The sequence below is a fragment of the Rugosimonospora africana genome, from assembly GCF_016862975.1.
GTDB classification, from domain to species: domain Bacteria; phylum Actinomycetota; class Actinomycetes; order Mycobacteriales; family Micromonosporaceae; genus Rugosimonospora; species Rugosimonospora africana.
Genome location: NZ_BONZ01000103.1, coordinates 38409 through 56273 on the forward strand (window position 1 = coordinate 38409; position 17865 = coordinate 56273).

Genomic DNA, 17865 nt, shown 5'->3' on the forward strand with positions numbered 1-17865 from the left:
CCGGTCTGTGGTGACGGTGGCGACCTCCACCGGCTCCCGCATACCGAGCCCCCGGTGGTCGGCATTGACGGCTCTCCTGTCGGCCACGTCGCCCACCCGAACACGTCAGCACGCTCTGGAAGGCGGTGAGCGGCGTGTGCCAGCTGAACCTCGCGTCCGCCGATCTGCAACACCCCACAGGTCGCCACCTCACCGCCGGCCGCCGGCCCACCGGGCACCATCCACTGCGAAGCCCGTGTGCTCCAACATCATCACCAGGTGAGAGGGCGACCTGGCACCGATCTCTGAGGATCCGTTCACACGCCATCAGAGTCAGCTGAAGCCTCCGGCAGCAACGGGTCGTGAGTATTGACGACACGCCATGTCAGTACGCGGCCTGCTAGGGTTGGCTGACGGCAGGTCAAGCAATATCCGTTGAGCAAAGGACTCCGCCATGGCCTTCCACGCCGTGCGTTCCTCATCATTTGTTGTTGCCCTGAAGCATTGGCGGGATGTGCGGGGTTACTCCCCCGACCGGCTGGCTGCACTGGTCGGATGCGAGCCGGCATATGTGCACCATTTGGAATCCGGTCACGCCATCCCGTCTCACGATCTCGTCGTTCGTGTCGACGAGGTGCTCCAGGCAGGCGGTGCCGTTGTCGAATCGGCTGTGCAGTGGTCTGGCGGAATCGACACGGCACCCGCCTCATCCGAGGAACGTGAAGCGGAAGTGGCGGGGATCCTTGTCCGACACGATCACACCTTTTTGGAATTCGATGGGGAGACCTACAGGATCCGTCATTCCCGCCGTATCGTCAACACGGGCAGCAGATCGGTGTCGAGCTATATCGTCAGGATCTCCGTTGACCGTTACCCCGGGAATCCTGAGCGGTCACGTAGCCATCATCAGCGACATCCACTTGAGATGGCAGAGCTGGGATTTGCTCCAACGTGCAACTCGCGGTCTATCACCTGGGACCTCATCTACGATGGCGCCGCCTACAAGGAGATCCGTCTGCACCTTGCGGATGAGGTCGGGGGTCCTCTTATCGGTCCCGGTGGTGAGGCTGACCTTGAATTCGGATACGAGATCAGCTCCGAAATATGGGGCAAGTGGCTCCAGCGGGTCGTGCGCAGTCCGACGCTCGTCATGGCGGTGACGATCAGCTTCTCCGTCGGTCTACGAATGGTGATGTCGGGTTACCAGCTCACAGGCACCGCTGCCGCGCTGCCTGTCTCCGCTCTGGAATGCGTTCGGCACCGGGGTTCTGACATCTACACGTGGTCGACCTTGCGCGCCGACCAGGACTCAGTGTTCCGGTTTGAATGGCGACCGGACAAGGCAGTCGCCGACAGTGACGAGTATGCGGTCCCGTTGACCGCGCGAAGGACCATGCTGGCGGCGGGAATTGTCCAGAGTGACAACATGCTGCTACGGGAGAGGTCGACCATCTTTGACCTTCCGACTGAGCTCGAACGTTGTCGGGAGGTGCTGTGTCTGACCAGCCGTGCCCTCGACCGGCTGGCGCGCGTCCATCGGTTCGGGAAGGGTCAAGGCATAGCGGCGGTTCAGATCGGGATCACCCGTGCTGCCGTTCTGATCCGACTGGACAGCGGTAGGGACCTGTTTCTCGTGAACCCGAGGATCGTTGAGGCTTCCGTGGAGACTGACGTCCAGTTCGAGGGGTGCCTGAGTTTCTTCGACGTCAGGGGGCGTGTGGCCCGACCGCGGAGTGTCAAGGTGGAGTATCAGGACCTGGCGGGCAACCGTGAGATCCGGGTCTTTCATGATGGTGCGGCCCGGATGGTGGCCCATGAGGTCGATCATCTCGACGGAATCCTCTACACCGACCGCATGTCCGAGCGGGAGCGGCTCGTCCCGCTCTCGGAGTACGGCGGGATAGGCAAGGACTGGAGCTACCCGCAGGGCCACAGGTGATCGCCATGCCCGTCGTATTCGGACCTCTGCATGCAGGGAGTCGGCTTCAGCCTTGACCGACGTCAATGTGTTCAACGATGAGGGGAGGTGGGTCCATGGCGATCGAAGAGAGTGCCGCGCGGCTGGATGCGATAATGTTGACACGAGGTGCTGCTGCCCGTGCCGCAGAGAATGCACTGGTCGAACGAGGGTTGGGCATGAGTGAGGCGGCAGTTTGCGAGAGGTGGCTCGCAGAGCTGGGTAAGAATTCGGCGATCGAGCCGTGCGGATGGTACGCGCCGCCCCCTCATGGCATGAGTGTCCTTGTCGGTGATCCGCCTGACTTCAGGCGCACGACGTTCGCCTCCCTGCGGGAGGTTTCCCACTGGCCCCGCTCGGAGGCTCTCGTCGATGAGGAGAGCCTGTTATTTCTGTACTGCTCGCCGGTGCACCGGAGTTCTGGAATGATCGGGGATTTCCAGATGAGTCTCTACGGTGGGAGCTCCTCGGCGGTTCGCCGACATATCGCTGCGACGCTCGATGTGACAGTCAAGACGGTGGAGTACGCCGCTGTGGGTATGGAGTTCGCCGAGTTGTATGACTATGCGGACCGTCAGATGCGGTGTCAGAGTGTGCGGAATGACACGAACAGTACGACGGACGTCTCCGGGCAGCAGAATATCGGCCATACTGTTCCCTGGTTCGAAAGCGGCGCACCCACGGATCTGTTGCAGGCGTTGGCCGAGCGTGACCATGGGAAGATTGCCGCCGGTCTCAGCCCCGCCCGTACATTCATAACCGGCAGGCAGCGGGCCCGGATAGGACGGGACTCATCCTTCACGGTGGAACCGCAGGTGACCAGTGAGTCCGGCATCCTTGCGACCTTCCATTTCATCGTCACCTTCTGCCGGGGAGACAAGGTCGTGCTGGCCGGCTTCTCGAACCTCTTCGCGACTTTCGGGATGACGGAATTCCTGGAAGCCGAATCGATGGATGCGGTGCGGGCATACGACTCACGTGTTCTTCGATATTCCTGAGTCGTTCGCGCGCTCCATGATCGCCTGAATCTCATCCGCCTGGCCCAGGCCACTGTCACCCATCACGCGGGCGATTCTGGCGAGGCTGTTCGCCGTCATCCTGCGATTGCCCATCGCCTCGAACAGGATCGAAGCCTCGGTGTATGCGGCCAACGCCTCCTGCGCCCAACCCCTGCCCTGCAAGGTCTCGCCCGTGTTGAGAAGTACGGCCGCCTCGATCGTCCGATGCCCGAGAGAACGTCCGACACTGAGAGCGTCCCGCTGTGTGGCGAGGGCGTCGTCATAGTTGCCGAGAGTGTGGTGGATCAGGCCCAACTGCTGGAGTGCGAGCCCCTCGACGATCTTATCGTCGAGTCGGCGTGCCAACGTCAGAGCTTCTTCCTGGGAGCGCTGCGCTGCGTCGAGTTCACCCACGCCTGCCTGCGCCGTACCAAGATTGTGAAGTGTCCACGCCCTGGTCCAGTCATCTCCGGCGTCCTGCGCGATCGTCAGCGCCTGGTGGAAGATGGGGATCGCCCGATCTGATTGCCCGAGACCTGTCAGGCAGAGGCCGATATTGCTCAGCGTGGTCGCTTCCCCGCTTCGGTCGCCGGCCTCGCGCCGTATCGACAGTGCCTGTTCGAAGCAGCTCCTTGCCTGGAGGAACCGGCCCATCTCCTTCATCGCGACACCCAGTCGATTGAGCATCATGCCTTCCGCATGCCGATCCCCGAGTCGGGCAGCCGCGCGGCAACCGACCGTGTACATCTCGGTCCAGTCCTCGAAGTAGCTTCGAACGTAGAGGAAGCTGAAGAGCGCGGAGGCCAGCTTCCAGGCGATTTCGAAGAGACCGAGTGCCTCGGCTGTGCGTGTGCCGACAACGAGGTTGAGCCGCTCGGCCTCGCACCATGTCATGGCTGTGGGGTAGTCGCCAAACGCCATCGGTTCCACTCTGTCCGGCAGAGGTGGGAGTGGTACGTGTCGACGATGAGGCGCCAGTACCCGATTGGCTGCGTCAGTGGAATGGAGGTACCAGGACAGCAACCGGCCCACCGCGACCTTGCGGCTGTCCGCGGACTCTTCCTGGTGCGCACGGCTGATGGCGTAGCTGCGCAGCAGGTCGTGCACGCGGTACCGTCCTGGACCTGCCTCCTTGATCAGATGAGCATTCGACAGCTCATCGATGCTCTCTCTGCATTCGCTGTAGCTGACACCGGAGAGAGCGACCGCCGCTTCGATCGCGATCGATGTGCCTGGATGTAGTCCGATGAGTCGAAACAACCTTGCCGCGCGGGTAGACAGTGCGTGGTAGGACCAGGAGAAGATCGATTCCACTGCGGCGTCCCGATCTCCGGACACTCGCAGAACCTTCATGGCCGAGGTGTGGGTCTCAAGCTGACCTATGAGGTCGTCAAGGGTGGCAAATTCCGACCGTGCGACCACGTCGGCCGCCACGCGGAGTGCGATCGGGAGGTAGGCGCATCGAGCTGCCAGAGCCGAAAGGTCGAGCCGGTCGTTGGCCAGGGCTATCCGCCTGGGTAGAAGGTGCGACAGCAACAGTTCGGAGTCGAAGCTGGACAACGTCGGCACGGTTATCCGGGTCGCTCCCTCCCGGATCACAAGCCCGGGCAGGTCGTTGCGGCTCGTGATGACGACCAGACAGGACGGGCTGCTCGGAATCAGCGGTCGGACCTGCCCGGGACTGACCGCGTTGTCAAGCATCACCAGTATCCGACGACCTTGGGTCAGCGTGCGGAACAGGGCGGCTCTCTCGTCCACGGTGGGAGGCATCGAGTGCTGGCCGGGCAGTCCAATGGCCCGGATGAACTGGCTGAGTACCTCGGCTGTGGACAGGGGCTCGTTGCTGGGATCGAACCCGCGTAAGTTGACGTAGAGGTTGCCGTCTGTGAAGCTGTCCGCCACCCGATGCCCCCAGTGGACGGCGAGGGCGGTCTTGCCCACGCCCGCCGTGCCCACGATGACGGCGACGGTCACCGACGAACCCGTTCGGCCGCGTTCGATCAGGGCGCTGAGTCGCGTCATCTCGTCGCCCCGGTTCACGAATGTGTCCACATCCCCGGGTAGCTGTCGGGGAGTCGGCCATTCAAACGAGGACACGTATGAGCCCGCGCTCAAGGTGCCTATCTGTGTGACATTGCCAGCCACGATCCCACCGATTGCGTTTCTGATCGACCGCGCGGTCTCATCGGGGAGTTCAGCCACCATCGGGTACCTTCGTTCGCGCGCACTGGGAGGGAAGGTGCTTGCGATCGTTGCAACCGGCAGTCTAGTACTCCAGTGACACCTGACGATGTCATCGGTCTGAGCCACGACATGATGGCTTGCTGTCGCATGAGTTCGACTCTGTTCGTGAACTGCCACGAGATCGATCGGTCAGGATCCGGGCCACGCGATTTGCATGATCGCCGGGAGGAGATCCCATTGTGGCTGACATTTCACGACCTCGATGCGTACGTCTGCCGGCGCCGGCGCACGTCAGGCACATCTGCGTCCAGACGACCATATGGCGGCCGTGGACCACAGCGTCGAGCCTGCTGATGGGACGGCATTCGAGGAGAGTGTGTTGCAGGTCCGTCGGGTGCGAATCGAGCCGGGACGGGCACGCGGGGGAGGGCGGCACGCCGGGATCTGTCGGGGGCTGTCAGATGTCCGTGTTCCTCGCGTGAGCCGTAGCCACCGTGGCGCAGGTGAGTTGACCGAGGGCTGCGAATATCCGCTTGCTGGGCGGCCGACACTGCGCGGTGCCCACCCGGGAATTGGGGCTCGGCCCGCCGGAGCTGACGCCGACGATGGGCAACCGGCGTCAATCCGGTGATGCGCCGCGACGCGGGAGCAACTGTCAGATCCTGCCCCGAACGACAGGAGCGGCCCGCCGACGTCGATGAGCAGTGGTGGGCTCTCCGTGTCATCGGTCATGCCGCCGTACCTGTTCGCGCTCGACGAGCACACCCTTGTCGGTCCAGGCCCGGCGCGCACGAGGGCGACCAGGTGGTGCGTTGGTGCGCCAAGCGTTCCTGGGTGGACTCGATGAGGTTGAACATCATCGCGAGGGCGCACGTGCGATCCGGCACCGCGGATGAACCCAGGCGTCGACCGGTCTCATCCCGCTGCCTGGACCGATCGGTGATCTAGCCATCGATCTCCGCCTCCAACGCCACGACGAGCATCCGCCGGGCGCCCTTCCGGACGGTCTCGTCGATCAGGAAGCCCGTCGGCGTCGATCACGGTAAGCATCGGCGTGTCGTCCCAACGGGCAACATCGGCCCACTCGGTGACCTTCGCACGATCCGTCGGGAGGCCCTCGCCGAGCCGACCCAAAGGTTTCTGAACATTGCCCCCGCGGATGCCGGCACAGGAAACTGCGCCTCTACCGCTGCTGCGCGCTCTGGTTGTGGTCGGCTTCGCCGTTGTGGCCGTGGTGAGCGTGCCACCAACCAAGCTCGCCGGCTCCCGCTGCCCGCTCGCCCGCTTCGCTCGGCGTCAGGACTTCGCCGTCGAGCACTACGGCGCTGAACATCGCCAACGGGATCCGCTCGAACCGATGACCGCCCAGCTTCTGGAACTGCAATTCAGTCACGAGTTTCAGCGATGTCGTGACGAGGATGGTCGGTCTCGTTCGGGCGAGGTCGAGTGTGCCTGCGATGTTCAATACGGTGGTGGGTCCCAGGGCGTCGGCGCCCGCCACACCCGTGGACCCGCCGACGTCATATCCTTGACCCGCGTAGCCCGCTGCATCCAGGTTGCGCATGACCGCCTTCACCAGAGCGCTGCTGGGGGCCGCATGTACCGGAGTGGCGCGGTCCATCAGGAGGCTGACGGCGGCGGCAACAGTCTTGTCCACATCAGTGTCGAGACACTCGAGCAGCTGGTGCAGCGCCTCATGCGGCTGCGCCGCATGAGCTGCACGGACCACGTGCCACATTGAGCCGTACCAGGGTAACCGGTCGAACATCAGGTCAGCCGTCGCGTCGATTCTGTCTCCACGCTCGGCGAGTTCGAGCAGTCCCAGAATGACCTGCCTCGTCACCTCCGTTGCCCCCGAGGTGCGATCCTCAATCGCCGCCGACAGCCGGGGCGTCAACCTCGGAGTGTCCATGCGTACCGCTATCTTCCGCTGGCGAGGCGAGTCACTCAGCCTCGAGATGAGTTCAACAGACCCTGGTGGTTCTTCTGACGAGACCAACGTGCGCCCAGACAGTGGCGTCCGTTCGTCACAGACAGGCAAGGATCCGTCCCTGAAGCGGAGCCGGGCCTGGCAGGCGATGAGTGGCGCGCGTCAGTGGGCGGGCAGCACCGTAGCCGTCACGACCGGTAGGTGCTCACAAGCTCGACGCTTGCGTCGTCTCGGCGTTCCACCCGACCGACCACCCACGCCGGGCACGCCGCCCTGCCGAGGTACTCCAGGGCCGCCGTCTCGGCGCCAGGCGAGACGATGGCTATCATGCCGACACCCATGTTGAAGGCCCGCTCAAGTTCCGTTCCGGCCACCCCGCCGACGTCTCCGACAAGGCTGAAGATCGTTGGCGGGGTCCACGTACTCCGGTCGATGGTCACCTTGAGACTGTCGGGCAGGACCCGGGGAAGGTTGCCAGGCAGCCCGCCCCCGGTGATGTGGACGAATGCATGGACCTCGGCGGCCGATATCAGACCAAGGCAGATCTTCGTGTAGATGCGGGTCGGCTCCAGCAGCTCAGCGCCGAGAGTCCGACCGAGCTGATCCACGTGCCGGTCGAGTTCCCATCCTGCGAGCTCGAGGAGGACCTTCCGAACGAGTGAGTACCCGTTTGAATGCAGACCCGTTGAGGCCATGGCGATCAGCACGTCCCCGGCGGCGACGCGATCGCGACCCAGTACGGAATCCGCTTCGACGAGACCGGTGGCGGCACCAGCGAGGTCGTAATCGTCCGGAGCCATCACCCCCGGATGCTCTGCGGTCTCTCCACCGATGAGCGTGCAACCTGCTTCGACGCAACCCGCCGCGACCCCGGCCACGATTTTCGCGATCTTTTCAGGAACGAGCTTTCCGCAAGCGATGTAGTCAGTCAGATAAAGGGGTTCGGCGCCACAGACGACGAGGTCATCAGCAACCATTGCCACGAGGTCCTGACCTACAGAGTCGTGCTTGTCCAGCCTCTGAGCGATCGCGAGCTTGGTACCGACGCCATCTGTGCTCGTCGCCAGCAACGGCCGGCGCATGGCCTTGAACCGTGACATGTCGAACAGACCGGCAAACCCGCCGAGCGAGGAGACGACCTCAGGTCTCATGGTGCGTGCGACCGCCGCGGACATCAGGGTGACCGCCTGGTCACCCGCTTCGATATCGACGCCCGCGGCCTTGTACGTCAGGCCGTTGCTGCTGGTCATAGTCGCGTCCTTCGATGGTGCGAGGAAGAGTAGGTACAGGTATCAGCGCTGCGGCTGGCCTGGGTCGGTCCGCCCGAGTTCAAGATCGCCGTTCACGTTGAGCGTGCCGGCTTGAAGCGCCCCCCCGAACACGATCCCACTGATCTGATTCTGGGTCGCACTTGCCTGATTCTGGATAACGCGTGAGGCCAGCTCACGGTTCGCCGACGGCCACAGCTCGTGAACCTGCTTCAAGAAGTCAGCGTCCGAATCGGCAACGACCTGCAACGCCTCGGCGAGCCGTTGGACGCGGTCGGCATCGTGGGGAGCGGCCTGGGCAGATTCCAGGGCGCCTTCGACAACACGCGCACCCCTCGCTCGACCGTGCACAAGCCGCACGAGCGCGGACCACGCCGCACCAGCACCTTCCGTCCCGAGACGAGTCGCGAGAGCTGTGGCCAGTGCCAGAAATACTGGGTCCACAACGGCCTCCCTCTGGAGCGTCAAGGTCATTTCCGTGAGCGAAAATGCGCTATGCGCGAAACCCGTGCTGCAGGCAGCTTGAGCCAGGCGAGCATAACCCAGGGCCGTCGACCGTTCCACGGGCGACACAGGAATGATTGATGCCCCTTGGTGAACGGCGGCGATGGTGTCCACGACCACGGTGAACCAGGGCGGTGACACGGTCCCCTTACGGCGTTTTCAAATATCGGTGAGTCAGGTGGGATCCGTTGCCGGAGCAGGTGGTGACGCTGGCGCGGCATGTGGATGCGTCACTGTTCGCCTACAACCGGTCTCCACGCCTGCTCAAGGACACGCTGACCGCTGGGCGGAGAACTCGTCGGCGGCGGTGTCATGGCTCGGCTTCGACCTGATCGACGCGTTGAACGGGGTGGAGGGTGTCCGCGGCGGTGGGGCGGGTGTTGGTCGCTGATCCGATCGGTGCGGTGGCGGCCTCCGGTTTTGACGCCGGGCGCGTGCTGGCACGCTGTCTGTCGTCGTTTGGAATTCGCGCGCTCGGCAGGGCAACGAAGACCGGACGACCGCTGCTTGTAGCTTCGCTGCGTGGCGCCGCATTCGCCTCCGACGGCATCATTGACATATGCCGCTGGTTGCCGAGGGCCTGGGTGGGCTTATCGATGCGACTCTTCCTGATCTTGGACTCGGTGCCTCATGGCAGGACATCTACCGGATGCGACCGCGGGTGCCGTTGGTCTGTCAAGCTTGCAGGGGGTCGCTGCACGCCAAGGTTTCCCCACGCGGGTTGCGCTTCTTCGCCCATGACGCGGCGCGCCGGGACTGTCCTCTGGCCGGGGAGTCGATCGAGCATCGACTGCTCAAGTCCGCCATCGCCGCTGCGGTTCGGATGGCCGGCTGGCACGCGGCGTTGGAAGTCACCGCACCGGATCGCCGTTGGCGCGCCGACGTTTTGGCGACCTCACCTGACGGTGCTCGGCGGGTGGCGTGGGAAGCGCAACTGGCTCGTCAGCATGACGACGACACCATGGCCCGGACCGCCGGCTATGCGGCTGACGGCGTTGAGGTCGTCTGGGTGTTCGAACGGCCCGCCACGCGCGAGGTTCCGGCGATCACTGTGGATGTCAGCGACGACGGCATCACGGTTGCCGAGCCTCTCGCCCGTCTGATAACCAGCCGCTGCGAGAGTGGGAGCAAGTGCGTGCGCTATCGCGACCTGCCTCATCCACCGCAGTGCGTCGGTCACGGCCGGTGGGGGCCAGCCACACTCGTGTTGGATCAGTTTGTCGCACTGGTCTGTCGGGACGAGATCCGGTGGAGCGTTCTGCCGCCACCCGAAGCCATTCGGCCAGGTTACTTCGAACCTGTCGAGGAGATTGCCTGGACCAGCCCCGTATACGTGCGCCGGGCCGAGGCGATTCGTGAAGTCCAACGCGTCACCGACGCCAGCGTTGCGGACGAGCGCCATCAGCGTAGACGGCGTCACGAGGCTGAGCTACGCCGGCGGCAGCAGGAAGCTGATCGGCATGAGGCGAATCGTGCGGCGCTGCGGGAACGTCAGCATCGATTGACTTCGATCGTTGTCCAGCAGGTCACCGCAGGGACCGGGCAGGCGCCGTGGACGTTGCCAAGCGACTTCGAGCACGCCACGGGGGTATCCGTCATCGTCAACGGCGGACCTGTCGCCGTGATATGTCCGATCGCGTCCAGGATCGACGGCGAGATCGCAGACCGGCTCCTGGGCGTCACCGTGTATGTCGCGTCCGAGCGCGAGCGACGGGCGATCGCCGGCGAGTGTCACCCCGGCCAGCGAATCGTCGTCATCTCACAAGACCATCAAGCCACCCCGCCAAGGCCGGCCGACGGGATCCCCTGAAATCTCGCACGGTGGCTCACCTACGGGCGCCAACCGACGCGCTTGATCTCGCGCAGGCGGCGGGTGGTGCGCCTGCCGACGCGGACGTCAACGCCATCTACGCGAATCGACCGTGATGAGAGCCGAGGCTCGCGGTCGCCTACCCGTCCGGGTGGCTCCGTCGTGCGGGCTGTGTCAGGTTCCGACGTCGCCGCGCATGAGGAGTTCGTGACGACTCCGGTGCCGTCGCGCTTGGGGACGGTTTCCCGGGTTTCGTAGGTATCGACGAGATGGTTTCCCGGGTCGGAACAGGTCGCGGTCGTCGGTGGCGGTGTGGGTCGCGGCCACGGTGAGGGTCGCCGGTCTGGGACCGGGCGGCGGCCGCGGTGGGCGCCGGATGACTTGTCCAGTGGCGTGATCACTTCGGCAGGGGCCGACAACGGGATGAAAACTGATAGTCGTCAATCAGCTACGCAGGGTAGATTATAGATAGATATGATTGGCCCATGATCGAACCAATGGGAATGACTTCGTGGTCACGTACATGCCGATACTCAAGGGCAAGGCGGGCGAGCTCGACGCGATCGCGCACCTGTCCGGTGCTCTGGTGTGGCACCTACTGCCGATCTTCGAGGTAGTCCCGACCGCCCAAGGCCCAACCAAGGATGCCTACCGATTCTGCGAGAAGGCACGCAACTCGTTGCCCGCCGATCTGACGATTGCAGTTGACGTGCGCCATCTCCCCGACATCACCGAGGGCCTACGTCGACCGATGTGCGACATCGCCGAGGACCTCGGCGCCTGGGGAATCCCGATGCTGCCGGTCGTACATCTTTACGACAGCTCCACACGGCTTGCTGACGTCCGATACGCGGCCGACCTTCACGGGGGCCATGCGATTGTCCGGCTGGGCAGCGACACCCGCGATCCAGACGACGCGGAAGCCGAGGAGGCACTGGATCGTCTTCGTAGTGAAGGCGGCCTGATGATCGAGCAGTGTCATCTGGTCCTGGATATGTTCGAGGTCCGCTCCGAACGGGATCTGACCAGGGTCGAACCCGTCGTCCGCAAATGCGTGTCGTGGGCTCAGCGCTACCCGTGGAGTTCGGTCACTGTCGCCGTCGGCGCCATGCCGCAGGGCATCTCGCACATCCCGGTCAACACACCCACACCTATACCGCGTTGGGACCTTCAGCTGTGGCAGCGCGTGGCGGACCTCGGCGTTCAGTACGCGGACTACGGCATCGCCCATTACGGATTGACCACGGCGAGTTGGCGGCCGATGCCCAGCCTGCGATACACCGATGACGAGGTGTGGTGGATCTACCGTTGGCCGCAGGACCCGATCGGCAGACCCGCGATGTATGACCTCTGCAAGGCACTCGTGGCGTCCGACCACTGGGCCGCTGCGGGGAGAGGCTTTTCCTGGGGAGATCACCAGATCGCTGCGCGCGCGGAGGGCGTCGGCGGGCCTGGCAACGCCGCGAACTGGCGTGCCTGGGCCACCTCGCACCATCTCGCCAAGGTAGTAGATCAACTAACCGGAGCTGGTTAGGTCAACGGCGGTTTCAAGTCCTGACGTCGCAGCATCGACGCGCCTCCTGGCTGGTCCGCAAATGGGGTCAGGGTAATGACGACCGTCGCCGACCTCGCGGAATCCTGCTGCCCGCTCTCCTCGATCCGCGGAACATCCAACGGGCTGAGCGCGGGGCTGGTGCGTAGTCCGGGAGGTGGACGCAGGATGCGGGGCGCTTCGCCGTCCGCCGCCGCCCAGGTCGGACATCTCCCGGCAGCGTTCGCGTAGGTCGCTGGCCATCGCCTGGGGCCGCACGGAGCGGGTCCGCCTGGCTCAGCGGCTGTCCCGGGTGATGTCGATGGCGATCGTCTCTATGGTGGTGCCGCCGATGCTGAAGGTGGCCTTGTCTGCGCTGGTTGCGGGGTGCAGGAGTGCGGCATACGTGGCGCCGAGGCGCTGAGTGTATGCAAGTAGTTGGTACAGCTCGCGTGTCTCGGGTCGGCGCCGCCAGCGGCGATACTTGGCGTCATACACGGCGGACGGGCGCCCTTGCGACTCCACGACGAAGTCGGCACGTCCTTCCCAGCTCGGATCGTTGTCGGTGAGGGGGATCCGGTGCTGCGCGTGCAGCAGATCATCCGCGTCGATGCGGGCGCCGAGCCAGTTCTCGACATAGGTCTCCCAGATCCTGGTCATGTTGAAAAGCACGGCTACTCCGGCTATGCCGGCGCCGGTGGGGAGGCTGGTGCGTGCGTCGAGGATGAGCAGGGCGAGGTCGTGGATGTTCCGGTACCGGGTGGGCACTTGCGGGATTGGCGCTGGGGGACTGGCCGCCGGCGTGATCTGGCGCAGCGACGGCCAGAGTGCCTGTAGCCGCATGGACAGGTCCTTGTCCTGGTAGGGCAGCTTAGTGAGTTTGCGGTGCGCGGCGGCGACGAGTCGGTTGACCGGGATGTCGGTGGTGAGGCGGCGGGCGGTGGTGACCAGCCGGTCGGGGCGGGCGGCGTGGATGTCCAGGTGCGCGGTGGCGACGGGTATGCCGGCGTACGGGGGCCGGGCGAACGTCTGTTGCCGGTACCCCTTTTCCAGTCCTTGCCCTATGACGCGTTCCGCCTCCCGGATGAACGCGAGCGCGATGAGGTCCATGAGGCCGGTGCCGCCGGTGGCCGCGGTGGCCGGTTCGCGTAACAGCGTCGCCTTCCGTCCGAGGCCGAGTAGGCGGGCCAGGTCGGGAAAGGCGAACCGGCTGGCGATGTCGATTGTCCGGCCGGAGCGGAGCCTGAACCGGCCGGCATACGGCCCGGGTGTGACATCCCAGGCATCCCCGTTGACGCTGAGGCGTTCGATGACCCGCGGCTGGCCGCGTCCCGTGGTACCGCCCTTGGTCAATGCGGTGAGCTCGGTGGCCTCGTCGCGGGTGAGGTCGACGGTGGTCGGCTGGTACTCGGTGAGTTGGATCATGCTACGCGCGTTCGGCGATCAAGGCCCGCACGTCGGTGTCAAGCTGAATCAGGTCGGCGGGGCGTTCGAACCAGTATTCAGCCAGGTACGGGTGCAGCTGGTACTCCCAGATCCGTTCGGCGGTGCCGGCGTCGAGGCTGTCGATCATCCAGTACGAGTGACCTGGGCTGACTGGGGCGTCGTGGCCGATGCGGTCACGGATGAGTCGGAACACGGCCAGGGCCAGGTCGGCGTTGACCGGTGGGTGTTCCCTGGCCCAACCGCCCAGGACATCCTCGTTGGGTAGGAGTGGGAACGCGTGGAAACGTCGACGCAGGGCGAAGTCCAGGAGGGCCAGGCTGCGATCGGCGGTGTTCATGGTGCCGAGCACGATCACGTTGCGGGGTACCGAGAACCGCCGTTGAGAGTAGGGCAACGTGGCCTCAACGTCGCCGCGGTACTCCAGCAGGAACAGCAGTTCGCCGAAGACAGCGGCCAGGTCGGCGCGGTTCATCTCGTCGATGACCAGGACGAAGGTCTCCTGAGGTGAGTGTCGCGCGCGGTCGCAGAGTAGCGAGAACACCCCCGGGCGGACGGCGTAATGCAGGTTTCCGCCAGTTCCGCTCTGCGGTCGCAGACCTTCGACGAAGTCCTCGTAGGAGTAGGCCGGGTGGAACTGGGTGAGCTCGATGTGCGCCGGCGAGGTGGCCAGGTGGCGGGCGAGTAGTCGGGCGACGTGGGTTTTGCCGGTGCCTGGCGGGCCGTGGAAGACAGCCTGCCGCATGCCTCGGTTCAGCGCCTCTGCCCATCCATCGATCTGCTCCACGGGCAGGTAGCAGGCTGATGCCACCGCCTCCGCCGTCAACCGTCCGTCGGCAGCGAGGCCAGCCATGGGCTCGGAGGTCTCCAGGTACTCCCGTTCCCCCATTGACTCGGAGATCGGTACCCTTTTACTGATCACGGGGATCTGCCGCATGATCTCGGTCAGGATCGCGTCGGCTTCCTGCGGCGCGACACCGTACTCGCGGCGCCACCCCTGCAGGGCGGCGCAGAACCGCTCGTAGCTGTCCCGGCCGTCCGCCCTGAACCGTTCGCCAACCTCGGCGCCCAGTCCCGTCATCGTGGCGTTGATGCAGACGCCGAACCGCTCGGGATCACGGAGATACAGGAGGTAGCTTGGCAGCGACGACCCGGCGCCCGGCAGGATCGACCGATCCGCGTACATACGGCCGAGCAGAGCGAGCGCGTCGTCGATCGGCCCGTGCCACAGGTCATTCACCACGTCGTTGAACCGCCCGACGTCCTGCGAGAGTTTCACCATGATCGCGCCGGCAAACCCCGGGGAGAACCGGTCGAAGCGCACGCGGTTCGACTTCCCGTGCCGGTTGAACAGCCGACCCAGTTCCACGATGTCGTGGTCGTCCATGCGACCGACTCGATCGTCGAGAAGCTTCCGGGCGTCCGCCTCGGCCTCGGCCCGACTGGACACGAAGGCGCTCCCGAAGTGCTCGCGTAGTTCTGCGACGATTTTGTGCGTGTCCCATGACTTCTCAGGCATCAGGTTCCTTAGGTCGGATCATGTGGCCGGACGTCCAGGCATTGTGTTCCATTCGAGGCTCGCGGCGACGTCAGCACCGGTTGATGCCGCCAGCGGCTTCGGATGCAGGTGATCGATATCCTCCTGGCTGGACCGCGGGGACCTTACGTCACGGCTGTCGACGAGTCAGCCAGATGGAATGATCGATCATCCATGGCGTGACCGGGCGGTGCAGCCGTCTCGTCAGTTCCTGAGCCGCCTGTTGCAGAATGCCCCGGGCCTCTGCTGGGTTGGCAGGACAGCCGTGTCGAGCCAGCCACCGCAGGATCATCCGATCGGGCTTGCTCAGGTCGTCTGATCCTGCCAGCATCCACAGATAGCCGCGACGCACCCCATTGCTTCCTTCTCCGGGAACGGCCGCCAGGGCCTTGTTGAGCTCGTCGAAGCGCCGACAGTCGCCGATGATCCTCGGGACAGCTGAAAGGTCGGGTACGTCGTGGTCGATGAGGATCCCCGCGTAACGCAGTGCGGCGTCGGTCTTCCGGATTCCACCTCTGGTCGAGGTGAGCTGTCGGTTGGTGTCGGCCCGTAACGTCGCGGCGCTGGGATATCGATCGAGTAGTGCCTGAAGTGGGAGCGGATCGGGCGGCAGGGGCGCGGTGGCCGCCACCGAGGGATGCTGGTCGTTGTTCCGCTCGGCGACTCGACGAACGAGCGGCGCCACGACCTCGTCATATCGCGCTGAGATCGACCAGACGGCGTCAATCACACAGTATGAGAGGCTGCTCCACCGTCGTTCCCGGGGTTGGGGGTCGAGAGCGGCCAGAGCCTCCACCACATGGGAGAACGACATGCGTCACATGATGCCCGACCCGCGAGCGCACCCGGCATCGACCAACAGGTCTCTCCCACTTGACCCGTCGCAGACGGCATGATGTCGACGCCAAACGATGCTCGGCGACTGGTGCTGCGTCGCGCAGCGTCCGCCCGGTCGTACGGTTGCGTCATGAGTTTGAGCGGGCAGCCTGGCCTGGATGAGGTCGAAGCGCTGTTCGAGGCGGTCGTCGAGGGGCGTGTGAGTCGGGATGAGGCCGACCGTTGGGCTGCGGGTTGGGTCGCAGACGACAGCCTCGTCTGGGATGACCTGACCCGGTGGGCGCTGAACCTGCTGTACGGCATCGACCTGCCGGCTGGGCCGGATGAGGGCTACCTGCACGACGATGACCAGGTCCGTGAATGGCTGACGGAGTTACAGCGTCGAAAAGCGTCATAGACGTGACACGCAGCGCCCGACCGGTCGCCACTCGCCGAACCTCGCCCCGCGCGATCACCAGCTTCACCTCAGACAAAGAACTCCTGGACGACAGCAGGGCGGTGCGCTTGATAACCGGTGAGGTGGCCAAGTTGAGTCCGGAGCATCTGTTCTGTGTCAGCGGGCCAGATCACCGAGTCTGGGGCACGTCCAGCGCGGGTGCCGTCCGGCCGGTCTGGCCCGTCGGGGCGCACTTCTTATCGAGTTCATTAGCGCGCCCGCGGCTGGCCTGCCTTGCCGCCGCGTCGGGCACGGCACGGGCACGCCGAGTGCCCTCACCTTGTCGCATCAGATGTTTTACAGCCCGCTATGGCAGAGCGACAGAGACGCGACACAGGTCTCCGGTGGCCTCGATACGAGCCTTCGCGGTGATGCGCTCGTCGCGGGCCTCCGCGTCGATGATCGTACGGGTGAGAGCCTCGGTCGCGGCTTGTGGAAGGTGGCCGACGAAGGTGGCGCTGAGAAACACGCCCACGCGCGGGTCGGTGTTCAGCTCGACGAGCGTGAGCCGGGCAGACATGTGGTTCACGTCGGCTCCGGCCGGTGTGCTCAGTCGAATGGCTTGGCTGGCGCGCTAGAACGACCGTATGGCCAACTGCGCTGCCGGATCGGTCGACACGTCGATGTCGACCCAGCGGTCACCCACGAGCCGATGCCGGCGCGCGTGCACACCCTCAGGCATCTGGCCCCGGGCAACGCTTCCGACCGCGCGACCGACCGACCGGAGCAAACCGGGCCGGCCACGGCCGATGCCTTTGCCCAACAACGCGATCCGCTCCGGAGGTTGCGGGATACCGGCTCGCTCAAATTCCACACGCAGGTCCGCCTCGACCTCTTTACCAGTCTTGCCGGCACTGCGTTTCCGGATGCGCGTCACGATTTCCTGGCGGCGGCGTGCGACCTCGCGCCACGCCGTCCAGCCGTTACCGGCCGCGGACTTTGCCTCGGGCGTCTCCACGGCGCCACTGTAAGCGTCCGCACCCACTCGTAGTGACCCTGAAGAGAGATCTCACGCCGATGAAGTCAGGGGGCTACCATCCCGCTGCCGTCGACCCGGGGAACAGTGCGGCGCCGGGGCCGCCACTACTTGCGGACCGCCACCTCACCCACGCCCAGTGATCGCGGCAAGCTGGGTTCGAAAGTCGAGGTGAGTCGCGGACGAGTGACGCAGGGGGCTCGTCCGCGACTCGTGTACTCCTCTATGCCGGCCGTAAGGACGACGATCTCGGACGCCTCGAATCGCGTGGGTGACGCGGTTCCGGCCGCGGCTGGTTGGTACTACCCGAGCATTACCCAGTTGCTGGTGCCGTTGACCGCGATGAGGTCGGCGAGTCCGTCGCCGTTGATGTCGGCGCTGATGGTGGTCTTGGTGCCAGAAAAGCTCGCGTTGGACCATTGTGTGGAGATGCTGAAGCTTGTTCTGGCTGACAGTTTGACCCATGCGCTGGTGT

The 17865-nt window shown here is 64.8% G+C and carries 14 protein-coding genes; 5 read left to right on the plus strand and 9 right to left on the minus strand.

Features of this window, described 5'->3' with window-relative positions:
* Positions 1–433: 433 nt before the first annotated feature.
* Positions 434–1918, plus strand: a complete 1485-nt coding sequence (locus Raf01_RS44035; RefSeq protein WP_203924118.1) for a peptide deformylase — start codon at positions 434–436, stop codon at positions 1916–1918.
* A gap of 95 nt (positions 1919–2013) precedes the next feature.
* Positions 2014–2934, plus strand: a complete 921-nt coding sequence (locus Raf01_RS44040) for a hypothetical protein (protein WP_203924119.1) — start codon at positions 2014–2016, stop codon at positions 2932–2934.
* Here Raf01_RS44040 and Raf01_RS44045 read toward each other — a convergent pair.
* The 4 genes from Raf01_RS44045 to Raf01_RS44060 all read right to left on the minus strand — a co-directional run bounded on the left by Raf01_RS44045 (position 2911) and on the right by Raf01_RS44060 (position 8934).
* Positions 2911–4974, minus strand: a complete 2064-nt coding sequence (locus Raf01_RS44045; protein ID WP_203924120.1) for an ATP-binding protein — start codon at positions 4972–4974, stop codon at positions 2911–2913. The genes Raf01_RS44040 and Raf01_RS44045 overlap by 24 nt on opposite strands.
* 1327 nt (positions 4975–6301) lie before the next feature.
* Entirely contained in the window at positions 6302–7015 is a 714-nt protein-coding gene (locus Raf01_RS44050; RefSeq protein WP_203924121.1) for a hypothetical protein, read from the minus strand.
* 221 nt (positions 7016–7236) lie between these two features.
* Complete coding sequence (purM, locus tag Raf01_RS44055; protein WP_203924122.1) at positions 7237–8298, minus strand: phosphoribosylformylglycinamidine cyclo-ligase; 1062 nt, start codon at positions 8296–8298, stop codon at positions 7237–7239.
* A 42-nt stretch (positions 8299–8340) separates the two neighbouring features.
* A complete protein-coding gene (locus Raf01_RS44060) occupies positions 8341–8934 on the minus strand; it encodes a hypothetical protein (RefSeq protein WP_203924123.1) in 594 nt (197 codons plus the stop codon).
* 445 nt (positions 8935–9379) lie between these two features.
* Between Raf01_RS44060 and Raf01_RS44065 the strand changes: the two genes are divergently transcribed.
* Entirely contained in the window at positions 9380–10630 is a 1251-nt protein-coding gene (locus Raf01_RS44065; RefSeq protein ID WP_203924124.1) for a competence protein CoiA family protein, read from the plus strand.
* A gap of 511 nt (positions 10631–11141) precedes the next feature.
* Positions 11142–12164 carry a beta family protein gene (locus tag Raf01_RS44070; RefSeq protein WP_203924125.1) on the plus strand — a complete coding sequence of 341 codons (1023 nt, stop codon included), beginning with the start codon at positions 11142–11144 and terminating at the stop codon, positions 12162–12164.
* Between the two features lie 294 nt (positions 12165–12458).
* On the opposite strand, the gene Raf01_RS44075 is transcribed toward Raf01_RS44070, so the two are convergent.
* The 3 genes from Raf01_RS44075 to Raf01_RS44085 all read right to left on the minus strand — a co-directional run bounded on the left by Raf01_RS44075 (position 12459) and on the right by Raf01_RS44085 (position 15955).
* A complete protein-coding gene (locus Raf01_RS44075; RefSeq protein ID WP_203924126.1) occupies positions 12459–13586 on the minus strand; it encodes a 5-methylcytosine restriction system specificity protein McrC in 1128 nt (375 codons plus the stop codon).
* Between the two features lies 1 nt (position 13587).
* On the minus strand, positions 13588–15123 hold the full coding sequence (locus tag Raf01_RS44080; RefSeq protein WP_203924127.1) for an McrB family protein: 1536 nt from the start codon (positions 15121–15123) through the stop codon (positions 13588–13590).
* 148 nt (positions 15124–15271) lie between these two features.
* Positions 15272–15955 carry a DUF8548 family protein gene (locus tag Raf01_RS44085; RefSeq protein ID WP_203924128.1) on the minus strand — a complete coding sequence of 228 codons (684 nt, stop codon included), beginning with the start codon at positions 15953–15955 and terminating at the stop codon, positions 15272–15274.
* A gap of 81 nt (positions 15956–16036) precedes the next feature.
* Here Raf01_RS44085 and Raf01_RS44090 point away from each other — a divergent pair, with 81 nt between their 5' ends.
* The gene (locus tag Raf01_RS44090) at positions 16037–16375 is read left to right on the plus strand and encodes a YxzC family protein (protein ID WP_505973670.1); all 339 of its coding nucleotides are present in this window, start codon (positions 16037–16039) and stop codon (positions 16373–16375) included.
* Positions 16376–16721: 346 nt separating this feature from the next.
* On the opposite strand, the gene Raf01_RS44095 is transcribed toward Raf01_RS44090, so the two are convergent.
* Together Raf01_RS44095 and Raf01_RS44100 are read right to left on the minus strand one after the other, a co-directional pair.
* Positions 16722–16943 carry a hypothetical protein gene (locus tag Raf01_RS44095; RefSeq protein WP_203924130.1) on the minus strand — a complete coding sequence of 74 codons (222 nt, stop codon included), beginning with the start codon at positions 16941–16943 and terminating at the stop codon, positions 16722–16724.
* Positions 16944–16988: 45 nt separating this feature from the next.
* A complete protein-coding gene (locus Raf01_RS44100) occupies positions 16989–17372 on the minus strand; it encodes a hypothetical protein (RefSeq protein ID WP_203924131.1) in 384 nt (127 codons plus the stop codon).
* Between the last annotated feature and the right edge of the window lie 493 nt (positions 17373–17865).